General features: G+C 64.7%; 14 protein-coding genes and 1 pseudogene. 1 reads left to right on the forward strand and 14 read right to left on the reverse strand.

Annotated elements, in window-relative coordinates; all coding sequences use genetic code 11:
- Positions 1-142 precede the first annotated feature (142 nt).
- The 12 genes and pseudogenes from V6766_RS13265 to V6766_RS13320 form a co-directional block, all read right to left on the reverse strand.
- Positions 143-802 carry a DUF4376 domain-containing protein gene (locus V6766_RS13265; protein WP_448467128.1) on the reverse strand — a complete coding sequence of 220 codons (660 nt, stop codon included), beginning with the start codon at positions 800-802 and terminating at the stop codon, positions 143-145.
- Between the two features lie 12 nt (positions 803-814).
- Positions 815-1,831 carry a phage tail protein gene (locus tag V6766_RS13270; protein WP_448467130.1) on the reverse strand — a complete coding sequence of 339 codons (1,017 nt, stop codon included), beginning with the start codon at positions 1,829-1,831 and terminating at the stop codon, positions 815-817.
- On the reverse strand, positions 1,831-2,208 hold the full coding sequence (locus tag V6766_RS13275) for a hypothetical protein (RefSeq protein ID WP_448467132.1): 378 nt from the start codon (positions 2,206-2,208) through the stop codon (positions 1,831-1,833). Before V6766_RS13275 ends, V6766_RS13270 begins: the two co-directional genes overlap by 1 nt.
- Complete coding sequence (locus V6766_RS13280) at positions 2,205-3,149, reverse strand: hypothetical protein (RefSeq protein ID WP_448467134.1); 945 nt, start codon at positions 3,147-3,149, stop codon at positions 2,205-2,207. Before V6766_RS13280 ends, V6766_RS13275 begins: the two co-directional genes overlap by 4 nt.
- On the reverse strand, positions 3,149-5,779 hold the full coding sequence (locus V6766_RS13285; RefSeq protein ID WP_448467136.1) for a phage tail protein: 2,631 nt from the start codon (positions 5,777-5,779) through the stop codon (positions 3,149-3,151). The genes V6766_RS13280 and V6766_RS13285 overlap by 1 nt, the downstream gene beginning before the upstream one ends.
- On the reverse strand, positions 5,779-6,210 hold the full coding sequence (locus V6766_RS13290; protein WP_448467138.1) for a DUF6950 family protein: 432 nt from the start codon (positions 6,208-6,210) through the stop codon (positions 5,779-5,781). Before V6766_RS13290 ends, V6766_RS13285 begins: the two co-directional genes overlap by 1 nt.
- A complete protein-coding gene (locus tag V6766_RS13295; protein ID WP_448467140.1) occupies positions 6,207-6,821 on the reverse strand; it encodes a hypothetical protein in 615 nt (204 codons plus the stop codon). The genes V6766_RS13290 and V6766_RS13295 overlap by 4 nt, the downstream gene beginning before the upstream one ends.
- Positions 6,818-7,456 carry a hypothetical protein gene (locus V6766_RS13300; protein WP_448467142.1) on the reverse strand — a complete coding sequence of 213 codons (639 nt, stop codon included), beginning with the start codon at positions 7,454-7,456 and terminating at the stop codon, positions 6,818-6,820. The genes V6766_RS13295 and V6766_RS13300 overlap by 4 nt, the downstream gene beginning before the upstream one ends.
- Positions 7,456-9,408, reverse strand: coding sequence for a phage minor head protein (locus V6766_RS13305; protein ID WP_448467144.1), 1,953 nt, complete (start codon positions 9,406-9,408; stop codon positions 7,456-7,458). The genes V6766_RS13300 and V6766_RS13305 overlap by 1 nt, the downstream gene beginning before the upstream one ends.
- Positions 9,401-9,688, reverse strand: a pseudogene (locus V6766_RS13310) (DUF3164 family protein); the annotation flags it as partial. The pseudogene V6766_RS13310 and the gene V6766_RS13305, both read right to left, overlap by 8 nt.
- Positions 9,661-10,053 (reverse strand): phage tail tape measure protein, encoded by a 393-nt coding sequence (locus tag V6766_RS13315; RefSeq protein ID WP_448467225.1) that lies wholly within the window; start codon positions 10,051-10,053, stop codon positions 9,661-9,663. The pseudogene V6766_RS13310 and the gene V6766_RS13315, both read right to left, overlap by 28 nt.
- Positions 10,014-10,196: a hypothetical protein gene (locus V6766_RS13320; protein WP_448467146.1), complete on the reverse strand. Its 183-nt coding sequence runs from the start codon at positions 10,194-10,196 to the stop codon at positions 10,014-10,016. The genes V6766_RS13315 and V6766_RS13320 overlap by 40 nt, the downstream gene beginning before the upstream one ends.
- Positions 10,197-10,346: 150 nt before the next feature.
- Here V6766_RS13320 and V6766_RS13325 point away from each other — a divergent pair, with 150 nt between their 5' ends.
- On the forward strand, positions 10,347-12,239 hold the full coding sequence (locus V6766_RS13325; RefSeq protein WP_448467148.1) for a PhoX family protein: 1,893 nt from the start codon (positions 10,347-10,349) through the stop codon (positions 12,237-12,239).
- A gap of 135 nt (positions 12,240-12,374) precedes the next feature.
- Here the strand turns inward: V6766_RS13325 and V6766_RS13330 are convergent, their stop codons facing one another.
- Complete coding sequence (locus tag V6766_RS13330; protein ID WP_448467150.1) at positions 12,375-15,104, reverse strand: DUF2339 domain-containing protein; 2,730 nt, start codon at positions 15,102-15,104, stop codon at positions 12,375-12,377.
- A 264-nt stretch (positions 15,105-15,368) separates the two neighbouring features.
- Positions 15,369-15,893: a DedA family protein gene (locus tag V6766_RS13335; protein ID WP_448467227.1), complete on the reverse strand. Its 525-nt coding sequence runs from the start codon at positions 15,891-15,893 to the stop codon at positions 15,369-15,371.
- Between the last annotated feature and the right edge of the window lie 54 nt (positions 15,894-15,947).

Genomic DNA, 15,947 nt, shown 5'->3' on the forward strand with positions numbered 1-15,947 from the left:
TCAAATATCCAACGAATCGCTCACAACGCGCAGGCCCTTCGGGGTGCGGGTGTGGCGGTTATCGTATGTTGCTGCCCGGCGGGTCATGACGCCAATCTAGACCCCGCCGCGCCATGGCTGTGAGGCCATGGCCACCTGCCTGCTATGCTTGCGAAGGCCACGCCATCGCCAGATCGGCAAAGGCGTCATCGATCGCGGCCGTGTCGGCAATGGAGCCATCCGCGATCGTGGCAAGCACCGCCGCCCGGCGATCGAAGGTCGACTGTACGAATTCGCCGACGGCGGTCGCCATCGCGATCGCCTCGGCGGCCGACAGGCTCACCATCCCGTCGCCGGCATCGAAGTTGAAAGTCCGCGCCTCGTCCTGCTGGGCGAGCGCCGCCATGCCGTTGATCAGCGCGATCGCGCCGTCGTCGCATCTGACCCGGACGCCGTTGATATCCGTGCCCGCGACGCGGGTGCGCCATGACAGGTCGCGGGCATAGGCCGCCAGATCGTCGCTGGTCGACGGCGTTTGATCCGCCGGTTTCTCTGCAAGCAAACCGAGATCGGCCGGATCGCCAAGGTCCTTCACCTCAACCGCGTTACCGTCCGCGTCGAACCATTCCTGCCCGCGATAGTCCGCGACGAGGGACCATTGCCCGTTGGCAAACACGCTCGCCTGTTGCGGCCCAGCGGCGGGCGGCGCGACGGTCGCGGCATTGGCGGGCACGAGGAAGCGGCCTTCCTCCAGCGGATCGGCATCGGCTTGTCCGTGTCCCAGATATTCGCCGGTCACGGCACTGAAGTGATAGATGTCCATGATCTGCTCCGGTCAGTATTTGATGCAGGCGAGAAGGGCGATGTTCCGCGGACGATTTTCTGGCGCCGTCGGCACTTGCAGCGAGGCGTCCATGACGGATGCATTGTGATAGCCGCCCGATCCCGTCCCGGCGGCTGGGCTCTGAATAAGTTCAGCGTTGCCTGCGCCATAGAAGACACCGTTCGGGTTGGCGCTTGTCGCATATTCGAAGACACCGGCTCCGTATACAAAGTGGAGCACCCGACCCGTTAGATTCCGAATGGCGTCTCCTTGAGATGAGCTGAAGGCGCGACCGCCATCGATGCCTCGCCCGTCATCCCACACGCGCAGGAACTCGCCGCGCAGGTCAGGCAAATTAAACGTGGACGAGCCGTCCCCGGCGCCCCATACCGTGCCTATCGCGTTGAACAGACCGGCGTATGACGTGCGCGACACGGCAGCGCCATTGGCTTTCAGCCAACCGGTCGGTGCTGAGGGCATAGCAAACATCGCGATTTTACCCGGTTCCTCCTCCATAATTTCCAGAGTTTGACGAGCGGCGGACGCGTCCGGATCGTTAAGTAGACCTTGCGCAAATTCTGTCACCCCAAGCGTCTCCAGCGCCGCCCCCTCGTCATCGGCCGCGAGCAGCGTTTTGGCATATGCCGTCAGCGCGGTCAGGGCGGCTGAGCCCTCTCCGTTGAAGTAGGGCAGTTTGTCGGCTGCCGGCGTCAGCCCCGCCAAAGCGGAAAGCGCGGCATTGTCGAGCCGCCGAATATAGTCCGCGAGCGCGACCGCATTAGCGATCACCTGGTTCGCGTCATCCTGCCGCTGCAGTGCATAGGCATAGGTTCCGGAAGCGCCGACCCATTCCGTCGCCGCCGTGATTGCCGTATCGCTGTCGACGCTTGCGATCGGCAGGGGATTTCCGGCGGCCTGCGGATAGATGACGCCGCCGGCGATCAGCGCCGTGGCCCAGCCTGTGCCATCGCCGGTCACGGCCTTTGAGCCATTGGTCAGCGTGATTGTGCCTGTGGCGTAAGCGGTCATCAGATAACCTCGTCGAAGATGAATGCGGAGATCGTCAGCGGCCGGCCGAGCATGTTGTAGAGCCTGATCCGGTCGTAATAGGGCTCGAAGCGGGCGTAGAAGGTCTTCTCGCCGGGAATGGTGTTGTCGGTTGCCTTGAGCACGATGAAGGGCGGCAGCGCGTAGTCTTTCGCCGTGTTGAGCATCACCGTGGAGGGCGGGCCGCCGGAAGAGCGCGCGGCAACCCATGCGGTCACGATCTCCTTCGGCGTCAGCGGCGACATGCCCTCCTTGATCGTCAGATGCTGGTCGGCCGCCGTCAGCGCGTCGTGACCGGGCATTGAAACACGAAAGCGAAACGCGCCATTGTCATTGCCGATATAAACCCGCCGCGTCATGTCGCCCTCTTCAGGATGATGTAATAGAAGTCGAAATCCGCGTTGCGCGGGCCGGTGTCGGCGTAGGCCTTGGCCTTGGCCTTGATCGTCCAGTTGTTCTCCAGCCAGACGCCGAAGGAAAACGGCACCTCGCCAAGGGTCGTGTCGCGATTGACGCAACTGCTTGTCGGGTAATAGTTGGAGTCGACCGGGACCTTGTTGGCATTGTGCGGATTGGCGTAGGTCATTGACCCGTAGAACAGCGGCCGGTATCCGAGATCTGGAAAATTGACCGTCGCCCACCAGGTCGAGTAGCCGTCGCCGGTGGTGCGGCCCATGCGGAAGCGGCCTTCGGCATGCACGGCCACATTCTGATAGCGGGAGTCGAGCAGCAGCGCGCCAGTCGGGTTGACGACGTCGTCGCCGGGCCGGCTCAAAAACGCGCCGGCAACGCCAAAACCCGGATGTCTGCCGATGATGATGCGTCTCGCCATCGTCAGACCCCGAACACGCGATAGTGGATCAGGCCGCGATATCGGCGATAGCCGCCGCCCGAGATCGACGGCCGGGAGAGCTCGAGCCGATCGGCATAGACCTTTGCCGAGCCGATCGGCATAGACCTTTGAACCGTCCTCGACGGTGCTGTCTTCGACGCGCAGCTCGCCAAAGCCCGCGCCGTCATAGGGCGTACTCGCGCCCTGGTTCTCGAACGTGACATAGGCGGCCGGTACGTAGCCGGGCGAAGGGAAATGGATGAGAAGCGGTGATGACGTCGAGGTCAGGCCGTCGTTTCCGCTGACCGGCGCCGGATCCGTGATGGTCCCGGCCGCGATCAGCACGCCGGAGAAATTCCAGTTGGAGTCAAACAGCTTGTGCCTGTCGGAGATCCCGCCGTCATAGGCGTCATATCCCGGCTTCGTCAGCAGGATGCGGCCGGCTGTCATGAGAAATCGCGTTGCCATCAGTCGCTCACCGAAAGGTAGTCATTGTCGAGATCGAGCCGCGTCTTGCCGCTGGAGCCGCGCAACAGACCGGCGACGATCGTGCCGATATGGCTGGCGTTGAGCTTCAGGACGCCGCCTTCGAACAGGAACGGGCGCTGGCCATTATTCAGCACCACGAACTGGTCGGCGTTGACGGCAAAGCGCGAGCGCTGAACGCCACCCTCGGTGTAGATTTCGAGGTAGAGGCCGCTTTCGTGATAGCCGCTGTTCGTGCCAGCCCTCAGAAGGACGGAGAAGCGGGCATTCACGCCGTTCTGATTGGCGGTGGCTGCGAACTTCACCTGACCGGCCGCGAAGTTCTCGTTCAGCAGCGCGGTCACGGCCGAGGTCTGCTGCGCGATCGCCTCGTCGGCCGTCACGCGCGCCTGGCGCTCCTCGACAACCGATGCGGAGACGCCGGCGATCTCGGCGCCGACCAGCTCAAGCGTCTGGGCAAGCGCCTCATCCTCGCTCGCGCGCACCAGCTTTTCCTCGATGATCTGCGCCAGTGCCTCGCCGCTCTGTTGACGCAAGACCTGACGGTCGAGAAGGCCGACGGAGCCTTGCAGCGAAAGCGCCGCGGCAAGTTCGGAGGAGCGCCTTATCGTCCGGTCGAGATCGGCCTGCAGCTCCTCGAAGCGTTTGCGAACGTCCTCGCCGACGGTATCCAGCCTGACGCCAAGGTCCTCCATGACATTCGGCGTCTCGACCTCAAGCCAGTCGGACCATTCCTGGTTGCGCACCAGATCGGAGATGAACCGCCCGCGCGCCTCGACCCACGTTTTTGAGGGCAGCGGCCCGATCAGCCAGGCATAGGGCGCCTCATAGGCCGTGGTGTGCCCGGAAAACAGCGTCTGGCCGGTGTCGCGGACGCGCACCTGCACGACGACGGCCGTCACGCCATCGATGCCGGCGCCGCAGGAAACCTTGATCGCGGCGAGCCGCCCGACGCCATTGCCATCGGCCATCGAGGCGGGCTCCACGGTCCAGCCCTTCATGATCTGCACCGGCGGCGTTCCCCGGCCGAGCAGGCCGGTCGTCGGCGGAATGACGATCGCCGGCGGATCGTAGTCGGCGGGATCGATCTCCTTGATCGTGACCTGGCTGAGCGAGCCCGGCAGCCGCGTCAGCGTGGTGATCTGGAACGCCTTGTCCTGGTAATGGTTGCGCGCGCTCGTCCAGGCGATCACGTCGCCGGCCTCCAGCAGCCGCGAGGGCGGCGGCAACACCAGCGTATGCACCCGCATCCGCCGTCCGTCCTCGATCATGGTCTTCTGCAGATGCTGCACCTGCTCCGACCATGGCACGGCGGCAAACGTCACCGATTGCGCCAAGCTGCGGCCGTCGGCGGCAACGGCGTCGCCGGAGGCATATTCCGGCGCGTCCTTGCGCGCCCATTTGTCGCCCGGCTCCGGGTAGGAGGCGGAGATCGTGTTGTGGGTGTCGGACAGCGATGGCCACGGATCGAGCTGCTGCGGCTTGGTGATGATGACATCGGCGTCGGTGAAGGCGTAGACCGCCGCGCCCGGCCCGCCGACGGCGAGCTTCAGCACGCCGCCGCCCTCGACGAAAATGCCGTTGCAGGCAAGCCGGAACTGCTCCAGCACATCGAGCGGCTCGGCGCTGACATCGATCTCGATGCCGGCGCGATATTGCGGCGTGCCGTGTACCGCTATGTCGCATTCATTGGCGGCCGCCATCCAGTCGGACGGCGGAAGCCGGAGCGCCTCGACATTCTGGCCGCCGTAAAGCCAGCCGCCGGCATGCCGCATGCCGCGCGCGATGTTGTAGGTAATCACCGCCGGATTGAGCGTCGGCGACCATGTTGCAGGATTGTCGAAACGCTGCGGGCCGATGCCGCCGACGGTATCGTCGCGGCGCAGGTCGTAGAGCGGCAGCGGCGGGGGCTCGACCAGCACGGCCGGATTGCCTGAAAACAGATCATCGTTCTTGCGGAAGGTGACGATGACGGCCTGCTTGCCCCGGCCGATCATGGAGTGGCGATAGGGCTTTTCGGCATTGGCAAACTTTGCGAGCAGAAAGGCGTCGGCCTCCGTCTGAGCGCCGTCGAGATAGCGCACCCAGGCATAGTCGTTGCCGTCCTGGCGGAACTCCGAAATCGGATAGCCGCGTCCGTCGCCGTGAGGCTCGCCGTAGAGGATCGTGCACTTGTCGCTGTCGATCCAGAGATGCTCCAGCGCCTGGCCGCCGGCGAAGGACGGCAGGGAGCCGATCTCCAGCACCTTCGTCAGATAAGCGTTCGGCGTCTCGCCATCATTGCCCCAGGTGCCCCAATATTTGAGCTTGCCGGCGGTGGCCGATCGGCCGGCCACGAAGGACAGCGGCTTGTCGTCGCCGGTCTCCATGGAGAGCTTGACGCCGAAGCTTTGCTGTTCGGACTTCTTCTTGCCCGCGAAGGCGCGGGAAATCAGATTGGTGACCGCGCCAAAGGCGACATTGACGATCAGTCCGCCGATCCAGCTCGACGCCGCAAACGCTCCGACCGCCTGAAATATCCCGATGACGGCGCCGAACACCGGGGCGGCATGCGCCGGCGCGGCTCCGAGCGTCAGAAAGACAAGCAGCGTGAGGAGGGTTTTAATGCGCATCAACCCACCTTGAAGGCCGTTTGAGCGGAAAGCAGCGGCATGGTGCCCGTTCCGATCTGGCGCAGCACAACGATCCGAGCGCCGATCACAACGCCGAGCGCGCCGCCGACCTCATTGTCATCGGCAACAAACGCGATGTCGCCGATGCGGGCCATGGCGATCGGCGTCTCGGGCATCATCGAGCGCATCAGGCCGGCAAGGTCCTCGTGGCCCAGCTCGGCCAGCAATGCGCCGGCGCTGACGGCGTCATGATAACGGCCGCGAAGCGGCGCGGCCGGATCCGCTCCGGTCATCGTCTCGACCGCGCCGGCGGCAAGCGTCACGAAGCAATCGTCGCTGCCCCACCTGAAGCGCAGCGCCTTCAGACCGGAGATGAATGCGAACAGCCTCGGCCGCCAGTCGGGCCGTCTTGTCAGGTCGAGCATTGTCATTCGCCTTTCTGTCCCCACCAGATCGTCCAGTCGCCGGCAGTCGAGGCGTAGAGCGACCACTCGTCGCCGTTCGCATGGGCCTTCTGGTCCTCGTAGGAGCTCTTGCGGGGATTGATGCGGGTCAGCATCGACATCAGGTCGGGCACGCAGGTGAGCGCGATCGCGCCTTCGTCGCCGGCGGCCGGCGTCGAAAGCGGGGCCTTGTCGACCTCGCCGACGAAATCGAGCAGCGAGCCGATCATCGCGCCGGTGGCCGGATCGAGATAGAGCGTGTGAACCTCGACGCGGGCGAGCCGGATATCGAGCGTGCGCAACAGAGCCTGGGCGACATCGGCGATCTGCGACAGCCGGATGGTCATGTCGGTTGCGCAGACGATATTGCCGACATCGATCAGCGTGCCGCCGCCATAATAGGCGCGCGTCTCTGCAGCGCCCGACAGGCCGGAGGCGACGGTTATCGACAGATCCTCATCACCCGCCCAGACGCCCATTCCGCTCACAAGGCCGGTGACGCGATCACGGGCGTGGACATAGACGAGCTTGCGTTCCGACAGCCCGTTTTCGGCGGCATTCTCCAGCGCCGCGATGATCGCCTGGTCGGCGTAAATCATGACGGTTTCCTCTTCTGGATGATCTCGATTTGCGCGCCGCGCGTCAGCGCCGAGGAGGCCGTTCCAGGCTTGTGGCCGCCCGGCGATACGATGGCGGCGAAGGCCGGGCGGATCAGCGTGACCACGGCATTGGCGGTGAGCGAGAAGGGCAGCATCGGGAAGACAGGCAGGTTCATCCCGCCCGCGCCATTGGCGGCGACCGTTGCGCGGACCTCGTGATAGCTGAGAAGCGCGCCGTCGGTGAGCTGGAGCTTGTCGCCGACGGTCATCAAATAGCCCGCCGGAAAGCCGGAGAGCAGGGCGACCGATCGATCGGCGCCGACCGTGCGCAGATGCACGTTCGCGCCCGTGAGCGCCGCGCCCTTGAAGTCGGCCTGAGGCCAGAGCGATGTCGGATCGCAGACCATGAAGGCGTCGCGCAATCCGCCGAGCGCGCGGATCAGCGCGGCGGCCTGTTTCAGCTCATTGTTGCGGGCATCGCCGAGCGTGATCGTCGCGGTCCAGAGCGGCGGGGCGAGCTCGACGCCGAGCAGCGCGCCGGAGCCCTGGCCGGACAATTCGTCATTGCGCTTGATGTCGAGCTCGAAACCCGCAATCGGCAGACGGTCGAATATGGCGGCAAGCGGATAGATCATCAGCGCCACCTCGGCCGATCGACGGCGGCCGCGACCTTGTCGTTGAACTGCGCGTCATATTCATCGAGCGCCTGCTTCATGCCGGCATAGGCGGCCTGCCGCGACTTCTGCTCGATCTCCCTGTCGCCCTGCGCGCCCTCAAGCGAGATGCTGATCGCGATCGACGGCCGGGCGGGCGAGCCGGCATTGTCATTCGAAGCTGGTACTGCAAAGGGCAGGCTTTCGACCACGCCGCCTTTGGCATAGCCGCGCTTTCCAAGCCGCATGGCCTCGACCACGCGCACGCCGCCGGCGCGGGCGATAACGCTCTGCGACCAGACGACTTCGCCCTTGTGCACGACGCCGGCCGGCTCGTGAACGCCGCCGGGGCCGGTATAGCCGCCGAAACTATAAAGCCCTGCCGTCCCGGCGGCGATATTCGCTCGCGCGATGTCCAATTGCGAGGTTCCGCCGCCGATGCCAAAGAGCGAGCCGAGCGCCGAAAGCAGACCGCCGCCCGCGCCGCCTGAAGGCTGATAGGAGGAGAGAAGCCCGCCGAACTGGTTGAGGCCGTTTCCGAGCGTGCCGAGCCCGTCGGTGGCCAGGCCGGTCGTATCCGTCAACTGCGAAAGGGCGGTATTGAATTTCTGGACATAGGATGCGCCGGTCGTGCCGAGAATGTCGGCCGCCGAAGCGCCTTGTGAAAGCGGTCGGCCGGTGAACCAGGTGCTGGCCGCGTCATTGGCGTTGCCATAGCGCGACAGGTAGCCGCCGAATATCTTGTCGAATACGGCATCCTGCGCTTGCGGGCTCGTCAGGAATGACGACGGCGTCATCGCATAGCCAAGCGCCTGCTCGGTCCACGGGCCGACATTGGCGCCCATGACCTGATAACGGCCATAGGCGCGATCGCCTGACGCGGTGACGGGACCGAGCGCGCCATAGCGCCCGCCGCTCTCGATTGCAGCGATCGCCTCTCGATAAGCGGATAGCGGCCTGTTGTCATTGGATGCGCCAAGACCGGCCAGCAGCCCGCCAAGCCCGCCCGCGCCGGAGGCGATCCCGCCATTGACGATCACGGTCGCCGCCTGGACATTCATCGCGCCAACGCTCTGACCGGAGAGGGCGGAAAACAGGCCGCCGGCAGGCCGGTTCATCACGTCGCCAAGCGTGCCGTAGTTCGTGCCGAGCCAGGCGTTCTTCAGCGGATTGTTGAGGGTGTCGCGGATGTAACCGCCATCGCCGTCGAATTGAAAGGCCTTCAAAAAGGCTTCGACATAGGCTTCAGGCGCAAGTCCAGTTGCCATCAGATCGCCGGCGCGCGCTTTGACCGGATCGGGCAGCGGCGGCAGGTCCGCCGCGGGCTTGATCTCATTGCCGTAAGCTTCGAGCGGCTTGTGCAGCTCCGGCGGCACCACGCCATTGAGCCATTCCTCGCCAACATTATAGGCCCAGCCGCGATCGATCCCCGGATAGCGGGTTTCAGGTTCGCCGGTGCGCGGATCGGTGTCCTGATAGGCGCGAAGGTCGGGCGCTGGGTCGGGACCATCCTTGCCCAGCGCCTTCAACTGGCGTTCCGACAGCGCCTCGATGGCGCAGCCGCAGCCCCAGCCGTTCGGAGGGAACATGATCCGCCATGCCGGATCGGTCGCGGCCAACACCAGCCCGTTCCATGAGAGATGCAGCTTGCGCGGATGGAGCGCGCCCGAATGGACGTATTTCCAGTAGGGCCGGTATTTCAGGACATCGGGATCGGTGAGCTGCTTGTAGCGCCCGGCCATGTAGGACGTGCGCATGTTCGTCGTGTAGATGATCCGGGCGCGCCAGGCGCGCCGTTCCTCCTCGGTCTTGCCATGCGAGTTGTAGCGCCAGCCCGTGCGGTCGACGATCGCGTCGAAGTCCTTGCGGAATTCCTTAAGGCCCGTGCCGGCGGCGCGGGCCTTCTCGACCGCCTTACGGAAATCCGCCAGCATGTCGTCGCGGGTCGCGGATCGCGCTCATGGCCCGCTGCCAGCGCGCGTCCTCAATGTTGTGGCGGAGCAGGCCGAAGATTTCGGCGCGGTTGATCTGGCCTTCCTTGTCGGTGTTGAAGGCGCGGGTGACGATCGCCTGGATCTCCGGGCGGCTTTCCGCCGACCATTCGTTCAGGCATTCGTCGATCAGCCTCTTGGCGATCTGTAGCTCCGGGCCGAAGTCGATCCGCTCGGCGACCTGCACCTGTACCTTCAATAGCCCGTCATAGGACTGGTAGGAAGGCCGGCAACCGCCATGACGATGGTGCGCGTCAGTTCCGGATTGGCCTGTGCCCAGGCAAGAACTTGGTCGATAAGCGGGCGGATTTCCTGCACAAGCTCGACAACGACGGGCAGAAGCACGTTGCCCGCCGTGATCGCCAGGGCGGCAAGCTGGTTCTTCAGCATGTCGAGTTGCGCCGTTGCCTCTTCGGCCTGCTTGCGGAAGGCGTCGTTCACGGCGTTTGCGCCGTTGCGCATGTCATCGAGCGTGGCCGTGAAAACCTCGTTCTGTTCGCCCGTCAGGCCGATAACGGCGTTCAACGCTTCGGTGGACCCGAACAGCTTCAGCAGTGCTGCGTCATCGCCATCGAGCGCTTCGCGGATCCGTGCGAACGCCTGTTGTAGAGCCTGATCCGGTCGTAATAGGGCTCGAAGCGGGCGTAGAAGGTCTTCTCGCCGGGGATGGCGTTGTCCGTTGCCTTGCTGAAAGGCGGAAGCGCGTAGTCTTTCGCCGTGTTGATCATCACCGTGGAGGGCAGGCCGCCGGAAGAGCGCGCGATCTTCCGGGGTCGAAGGCGCGCTTTTTTACGCTGCCATCACCGGGAACATTCATGCCGCCGTCAAGAAAGGCCTGTAGGGTCGACCTCGTAATGCTATTAAATTACGAGGGACCTTTCATGACCAGGATACCGCCCATCAAGATGCCCGCCGATGCGTGGGACGAGCTCAATTTTCCCCGGCCCGAAGAAAGCGATTTCGACCGCGTGGTCGAACGCGCGATCTCGCGGCGCGGCTTTCTCGGCGGCGTTGTCGCCTTCGGCTCGGGCGCCGTTGCCATGAGCGCCGGCCTGTTGCCGGGCGGAGCGGCGGAAGCGGCTACACCGCAATCGCGCTTTCCGTTCACGCCGATCGCCGCCCAGACCGATTACGCCTTTCACGTGCCCGAAGGCTATAAAGCCAGAGTTCTGGTGAGCTGGGGCGATCCGCTTTATGACGGCGTTGCCGAATTCAACCACGAGACCGGCGGCTCCGTCGAGGAGTCCGACAAGGTCTTCGGTGAAAACACCGACGGCATGGAGACCTTCGAGATCGGTGGTCACCAGATTCTCGCGGTCAACAACGAGTATGTGAACAGCGACATCAACCTGCCGCACACCGAAGACGGCGTGCCGCAGAGCGCGGCCGACGTGCTGAAGCTGCAGAACCTGCAGGGCGTGACCGTGGTCGAGATCGCGGAAGGCGCTGACGGCTGGTCCGTGGTGCGCTCCAGCCCGTTTAACCGCCGTCTGCACCACAATGCGCCGATGGCGATTTCGGGGCCGGCCGCCGGTCATCCGCTCATGAAGACGGAAGCCGATCCGGATGGTCGCGCCGTGCTCGGCACGCTCGGCAATTGCGGCGCCGGCAAGACGCCGTGGGGCACCTATCTGACCTGCGAGGAGAACTTCAACGGCTATTTCGGCGCAACCGAAGAGACAAGCTACAGTGATGACGTCGCCGCCGGCTACGAGCGCTATGGCATGGCGGCCGAAAGCCAGTACGGCTACGAAAAGTTCGATCCGCGCTTCGATACCTCGAAGAACCCCAACGAGCCGCACCGCTTCGGCTGGGTGGTCGAGATCGATCCGACCGATCCCGACAGCACGCCGGTCAAGCGCACCGGTCTCGGTCGCTTCAAGCATGAAAACGCCGAAGTGACGCTCGCCCCCGATGGCCGCGTCGTGGTCTATCTCGGCGATGACGAGCGCGGCGAGTTCCTCTATCGCTTCGTCTCGACCAATCCCTATGTCGCCGGCGGGGATACTGATGGCCTGCTCGATGACGGCACGCTCTATGTCGCGAAGTTCAACGACGACCAGACCGGTGAGTGGCTGGCGCTGACGCCAGAGACCACCGGCATGGAAGAAGCCGACATCCTGATCTTCGCCCGCATGGCCGGATCGAAGGTCGGCGCCACGACCATGGACCGTCCCGAATGGGTCGCCGTCAACCCCTATGCCGCGGAGGCCTATTGCTGTCTCACCAACAACAAGAACCGCGGCGTCAAGGCCAATGCCGGCGGCGACGCGACGCCAGTCGGCGGACCGAACCCGCGCGAAGCCAATAAATACGGCCAGATCGTGCGCTGGTATCCCGATGGCGACGACCATGCTTCCGATACCTTCCGCTGGGACCTGTTCGTCATGGCCGGCAATCCGGAGGTCCATTCGGACGCCAATGCCGGTTCGTCCAACATCAACAGCGGCAATCTGTTCAACTCGCCCGACGGCATGGCCTTCGACATGAGCGGTCTGGTCTGGATCCAGACCGACGGCGAGGACAGCAATGAGGGCGATTTCGCCGGCATGGGCAATAACCAGCAGCTTGCCGGCGATCCGGCAACGGGCGAGATCGTCCGCTTCCTGACCGGTCCGCGCGGCGGCGAGATCACCGGCCTGTGCTGGTCGGCGGACCGGCGCACCATGTTCGTCGGCGTTCAGCATCCGGGCGGCTCGTGGCCGGCGGAAGAAGGCTTGCCGCGCTCGTCGATCATGGCGATCAAGCGTGATGACAACGGCCTCGTCGGCTGACGCCTGGGCGGTTGCAATCTTGAAAGGGCATGGCGCGTCAAGCGCCATGCCCATGGCATCGGGCTCGATTTATCCCGCGCTGGTTATTCGGTTATTCCTGTGGCGGATGAAACCGGCAGAGCGGCGGCGGATTTGTTACAAGTCTCCATCGTCGCCCGGCGTTTCGGACTTGTCCGACATCCTGTTCCAGCGTTGGTTCATGGCGCGGTCGAGCCAGCCGAGACCGGCGAGTGCCAGGCCGAGGCCGATGAAGGATACGACGCGCAGGAGCCCTTCGAGGCCGGAAATATCCACCAGGAAGACCTTCGCGATTGTCAGGCCGGTCGCGGCCATGGCGACCTTGCGCAGGGCATGGGAGCGGCGGGAGAAGCTGATCAGAAGCAGAACGGCGCAGACGATCACCAGAGCGATGGTATAGCTGTAGAGTTCCGGCTGGGTGACGCCCGGGACCGAAAGATCATTGCCGCGCCAGAACCGCCGGATCTCACAGGCGACATAGAAGCCCGCAAGCAGGCCTGAGACGCAGATGAAGGCGATCCGCAACCGCTGGCCGAGATTGCCGATCTTCCATGCGCCGACCGCCAGCACGGCCGCGAGCGGCAGATAGCTGAGCGCCAGACTGTCGAAAATCGCCGGCCCCGTCACCGGGTTGAAGCGGAACAGCACGGGATTGGTGACTGTGAGCGGCACGGCAATCAGGGCGATGGCGACCAAGCCGAACAGCACTGCAAGCGCCGCCCGGAAAAGCCGCAGCCATCTTCCGGTCGTCGGCAATCGGCTGATCTGGGCGAGCATGGCGATCGCCATCACCGCGGCGAGCAGCCCCGGTTCATCCGGCACCAGCCGCTGCAGCAGCGCACAGGCGAAGACGGCGGCAATCGTCCACGTGGTGGTTTCGACTGCCGCCTGCACGGACTGGCGCGCGCGCGGCACGGAAAGCCGCCAGCCGAGATAGAGCAGCGCCAGAGTGCCGCCATAGGCCTCGATGACCGCCAGCCAGGAGGTGGTGCCGCGCACCGCCCAGAAAAAACCGGGGCTTGCGATCAGCCGGAAGGCGATGATAGCGAGCGCAACCTTGGTGAAGATGCCGATGAGCGCGAGATCAAAACGCCGGTCGAGCCAGATCGTGAGGATCACGACCACGCCGAGCGCCAGCGTCAGCGCCGTCTGGGTCAGCACCACGAACAGCGCCAGCGCGAGCGCCGACAGCGCGGCGATCGCGAAGAGGGCCGCGCGAAGCTGTCGCTGGTTGGTGTCGTCGCTTCGCAAGGTGCGATCCGTCAGCACGGCCATGACAGCCGCGATCGCGAGAATGTGGAGGCTCCAGAGATAATCCCCGAAGGCGGCCGCCGGCGACCAGAGAAACTGGACAATGAAGGCGCTCGCCGGCGCAAAGGTCGCAGCTCCCAGTGCGAATCCGAGCGCCGCGCGGGCATCGTCCGCGGACCGGGTCATCCGCCAGAAGGCCATGATCGATGCGACTGCCGAGAGGACGAGGGCCAGCGCGATGAAGGAGGTCGCGGGTGTCGTCGCCGCTTCCCGCATGGCGAGAAACTGAGCGAAAAGCGGGCCGTATTCGACCGGTTGCAGCACGAGCACGGCCAGAAACGCGGCGGCGGGCAGGAGCGGGATGTCTTTCAGCGCCTCGGCCCGGTGCATCCATGTCAGCGTCGCGCCAAGGATGAGGGCGACGAGCAGGAAGGCCACATTCGCTTCTGTCGCGGACGGCGCTTCGAGAGACAGGTAAAGGCCGGCCGCGCTGACGAACAGCGTCATCGCCGCGACAACCCGGGTCGGGAAATCCGCGCGCGGGCGTAGGCCGGCAAGCGTCGCCAGAACCGTCTGGCCGGCATGAGTCGGCACGAAGCTTTGGACGGGGATGATGACGGACGCCAGCCAGGAAAGCGCGAGAAAGGCCGAATAATGGATCAGGCCGCCCGTCGCGACATAGAGCAGGGTGGCGGCGCTTGCCGTCGCGATCAGCACGACCGCGGAAACCCAGGCCCAGCGCTTCACGCTGTCGACGGCCAGGCCGGCGATGGCGATGAACGCGAAATAATAGAAGAACAGCCAGCCGCTCTCGGATTGCCCGCCGACAAGAAAGGGCGCGGCGGTGGCGCCAATAATGCCGACGGCGCTCAGCACGGAACCATAGAGCCAGCCGAGCGCCACCGCCAATATGCTGACCAGAACCAGCCCGGCAAGCGTGGTCTCGGGGGAAACGAGACCGTAGAGAAGACGGGCGGCGAGCACGGCGGCAAAAAGCGTCACCAGTCCCGCCCCGGCAAAGACCGAGGGGAGGGCTGCCGTAGAGGCCGTCCCCTCATCACCGTAGCGGCGGCGGATCACCTCGCCCGCGGCGATCATCAAGGTGCCCAGCGCCAGCGCGCCGACCACGCGCCAGATCGGCGTCAGCAACCCGTTTTCGACGCCGTACTGAACCATGAAGACGCCCCCCAGCGCCAGCGAAAGCGCCGCCAGAGCGATCGTCCAGTTCTGGCGAATCCAGTGTGCGAATTGCCCCATGACGTCGCCGGCAAAGACGAAGGCGCGCGGCGGTCCCTTGACGGCGCTGGATGACTTTTCGGCTTCGGTCGATGCCGCACCGTCCGGCGGCGCGACGGTCTCGGTTGCGGGCGGCTCCACGCTTTCGGCCGGTTCTCTGGCCGGCGTTTTTTCCGTGGCCCCTGCGCCGGCGGCGACGTTTTCTTCCGCATCGCCTTGCGTCTGGCGCTCCAGCGCTTCCAGCCGCTCGCGGGTTTTGCGCTGCTCATCCTCCAGTTTCCTGAGGCGGCCTCTCACTCTGGAATGCGACATGGCGAATGCCACGAGGAGGATCACAAGAAGCCAGAAAACCGAAGTCATATCAAAAGATTCCACTTGCAACACAATGCGGCAGTTTAACGGAGGCAACTGTTACCGTCCGCAGGGCCCGTTGTCGACTGGCCACACAACTGCCTGACAGTCGCCTTCCGTCTCCAGTGTCTCATGCCGTCGCGCGGCAAGGCGGCCATCCCCACGTCCCAACGAAGCCACCGATGGCTGCGGATGCGGCACGTTGGTCAAGTCCGGAAGGCTTGCCGGGCAGGATTGCGCCGGTCCGCGCGCCTTCGCCTGCCGGTCGGGTAATCACGACGGCGCGCCGTGCAGGGTGAGATGCAGGCGCTCGGCGATGACGTCGCCGAACATATAGGGCCCGATGGTCCAGACTGCCGCCCACAACAGACCCCCGACGATATTGGCGGCGAGGAAGGGCGGCCAGCGCATCCCCATCGAGCCCGCCGCGATTCCGTTCAACTGCCGCAGGATGACGACGAAGCGGGCGCCGACAACGACCCACGCGCCGCGTTTCTCATAAAGGCCCTCGATCCATTTCTGGCGGTCTTCCGTCATGCCGACATAACGTCCGTAGCGCGAGATCAGTGCACGGCCGCCAAACCGGCCGATCAGATAGCCCGTGCTGTCTCCCATCACGGCGGCGCAGACAACGACGAAGAATATCCCGACGATCGATAACTGTCCGTCTGCCGCCAGCAGCGCGGAGCCGATCAACGCGCTTTCGCCCGGCAGCGGCGCGCCGAGCGATTCGAGATAGATGATCACGAACAGCGCCAGCAGGCCATAATGGCGGAGATAGGGTTCGATGAAGGTGATCGACTCGTGAAGAAAATGCGCCATGGGGTTCTGCTTGATCAGGACGCCGGCTTG

This window comes from Martelella sp. AMO21009 (assembly GCF_053484295.1).

Excerpts from the sequence above, each read along its gene's own strand:
- V6766_RS13265 (WP_448467128.1), bottom strand. The coding sequence starts at position 802 with ATGGACATCTATCACTTCAGTGCCGTGACCGGCGAATATCTGGGACAC.
- V6766_RS13270 (WP_448467130.1), bottom strand. The coding sequence starts at position 1,831 with ATGACCGCTTACGCCACAGGCACAATCACGCTGACCAATGGCTCAAAG.
- V6766_RS13275 (WP_448467132.1), bottom strand. The coding sequence starts at position 2,208 with ATGACGCGGCGGGTTTATATCGGCAATGACAATGGCGCGTTTCGCTTT.
- V6766_RS13280 (WP_448467134.1), bottom strand. The coding sequence starts at position 3,149 with ATGGCAACGCGATTTCTCATGACAGCCGGCCGCATCCTGCTGACGAAG.
- V6766_RS13285 (WP_448467136.1), bottom strand. The coding sequence starts at position 5,779 with ATGCGCATTAAAACCCTCCTCACGCTGCTTGTCTTTCTGACGCTCGGA.
- V6766_RS13290 (WP_448467138.1), bottom strand. The coding sequence starts at position 6,210 with ATGACAATGCTCGACCTGACAAGACGGCCCGACTGGCGGCCGAGGCTG.
- V6766_RS13295 (WP_448467140.1), bottom strand. The coding sequence starts at position 6,821 with ATGATTTACGCCGACCAGGCGATCATCGCGGCGCTGGAGAATGCCGCC.
- V6766_RS13300 (WP_448467142.1), bottom strand. The coding sequence starts at position 7,456 with ATGATCTATCCGCTTGCCGCCATATTCGACCGTCTGCCGATTGCGGGT.
- V6766_RS13305 (WP_448467144.1), bottom strand. The coding sequence starts at position 9,408 with ATGCTGGCGGATTTCCGTAAGGCGGTCGAGAAGGCCCGCGCCGCCGGC.
- V6766_RS13325 (WP_448467148.1), top strand. The coding sequence starts at position 10,347 with ATGACCAGGATACCGCCCATCAAGATGCCCGCCGATGCGTGGGACGAG.
- V6766_RS13330 (WP_448467150.1), bottom strand. The coding sequence starts at position 15,104 with ATGACTTCGGTTTTCTGGCTTCTTGTGATCCTCCTCGTGGCATTCGCC.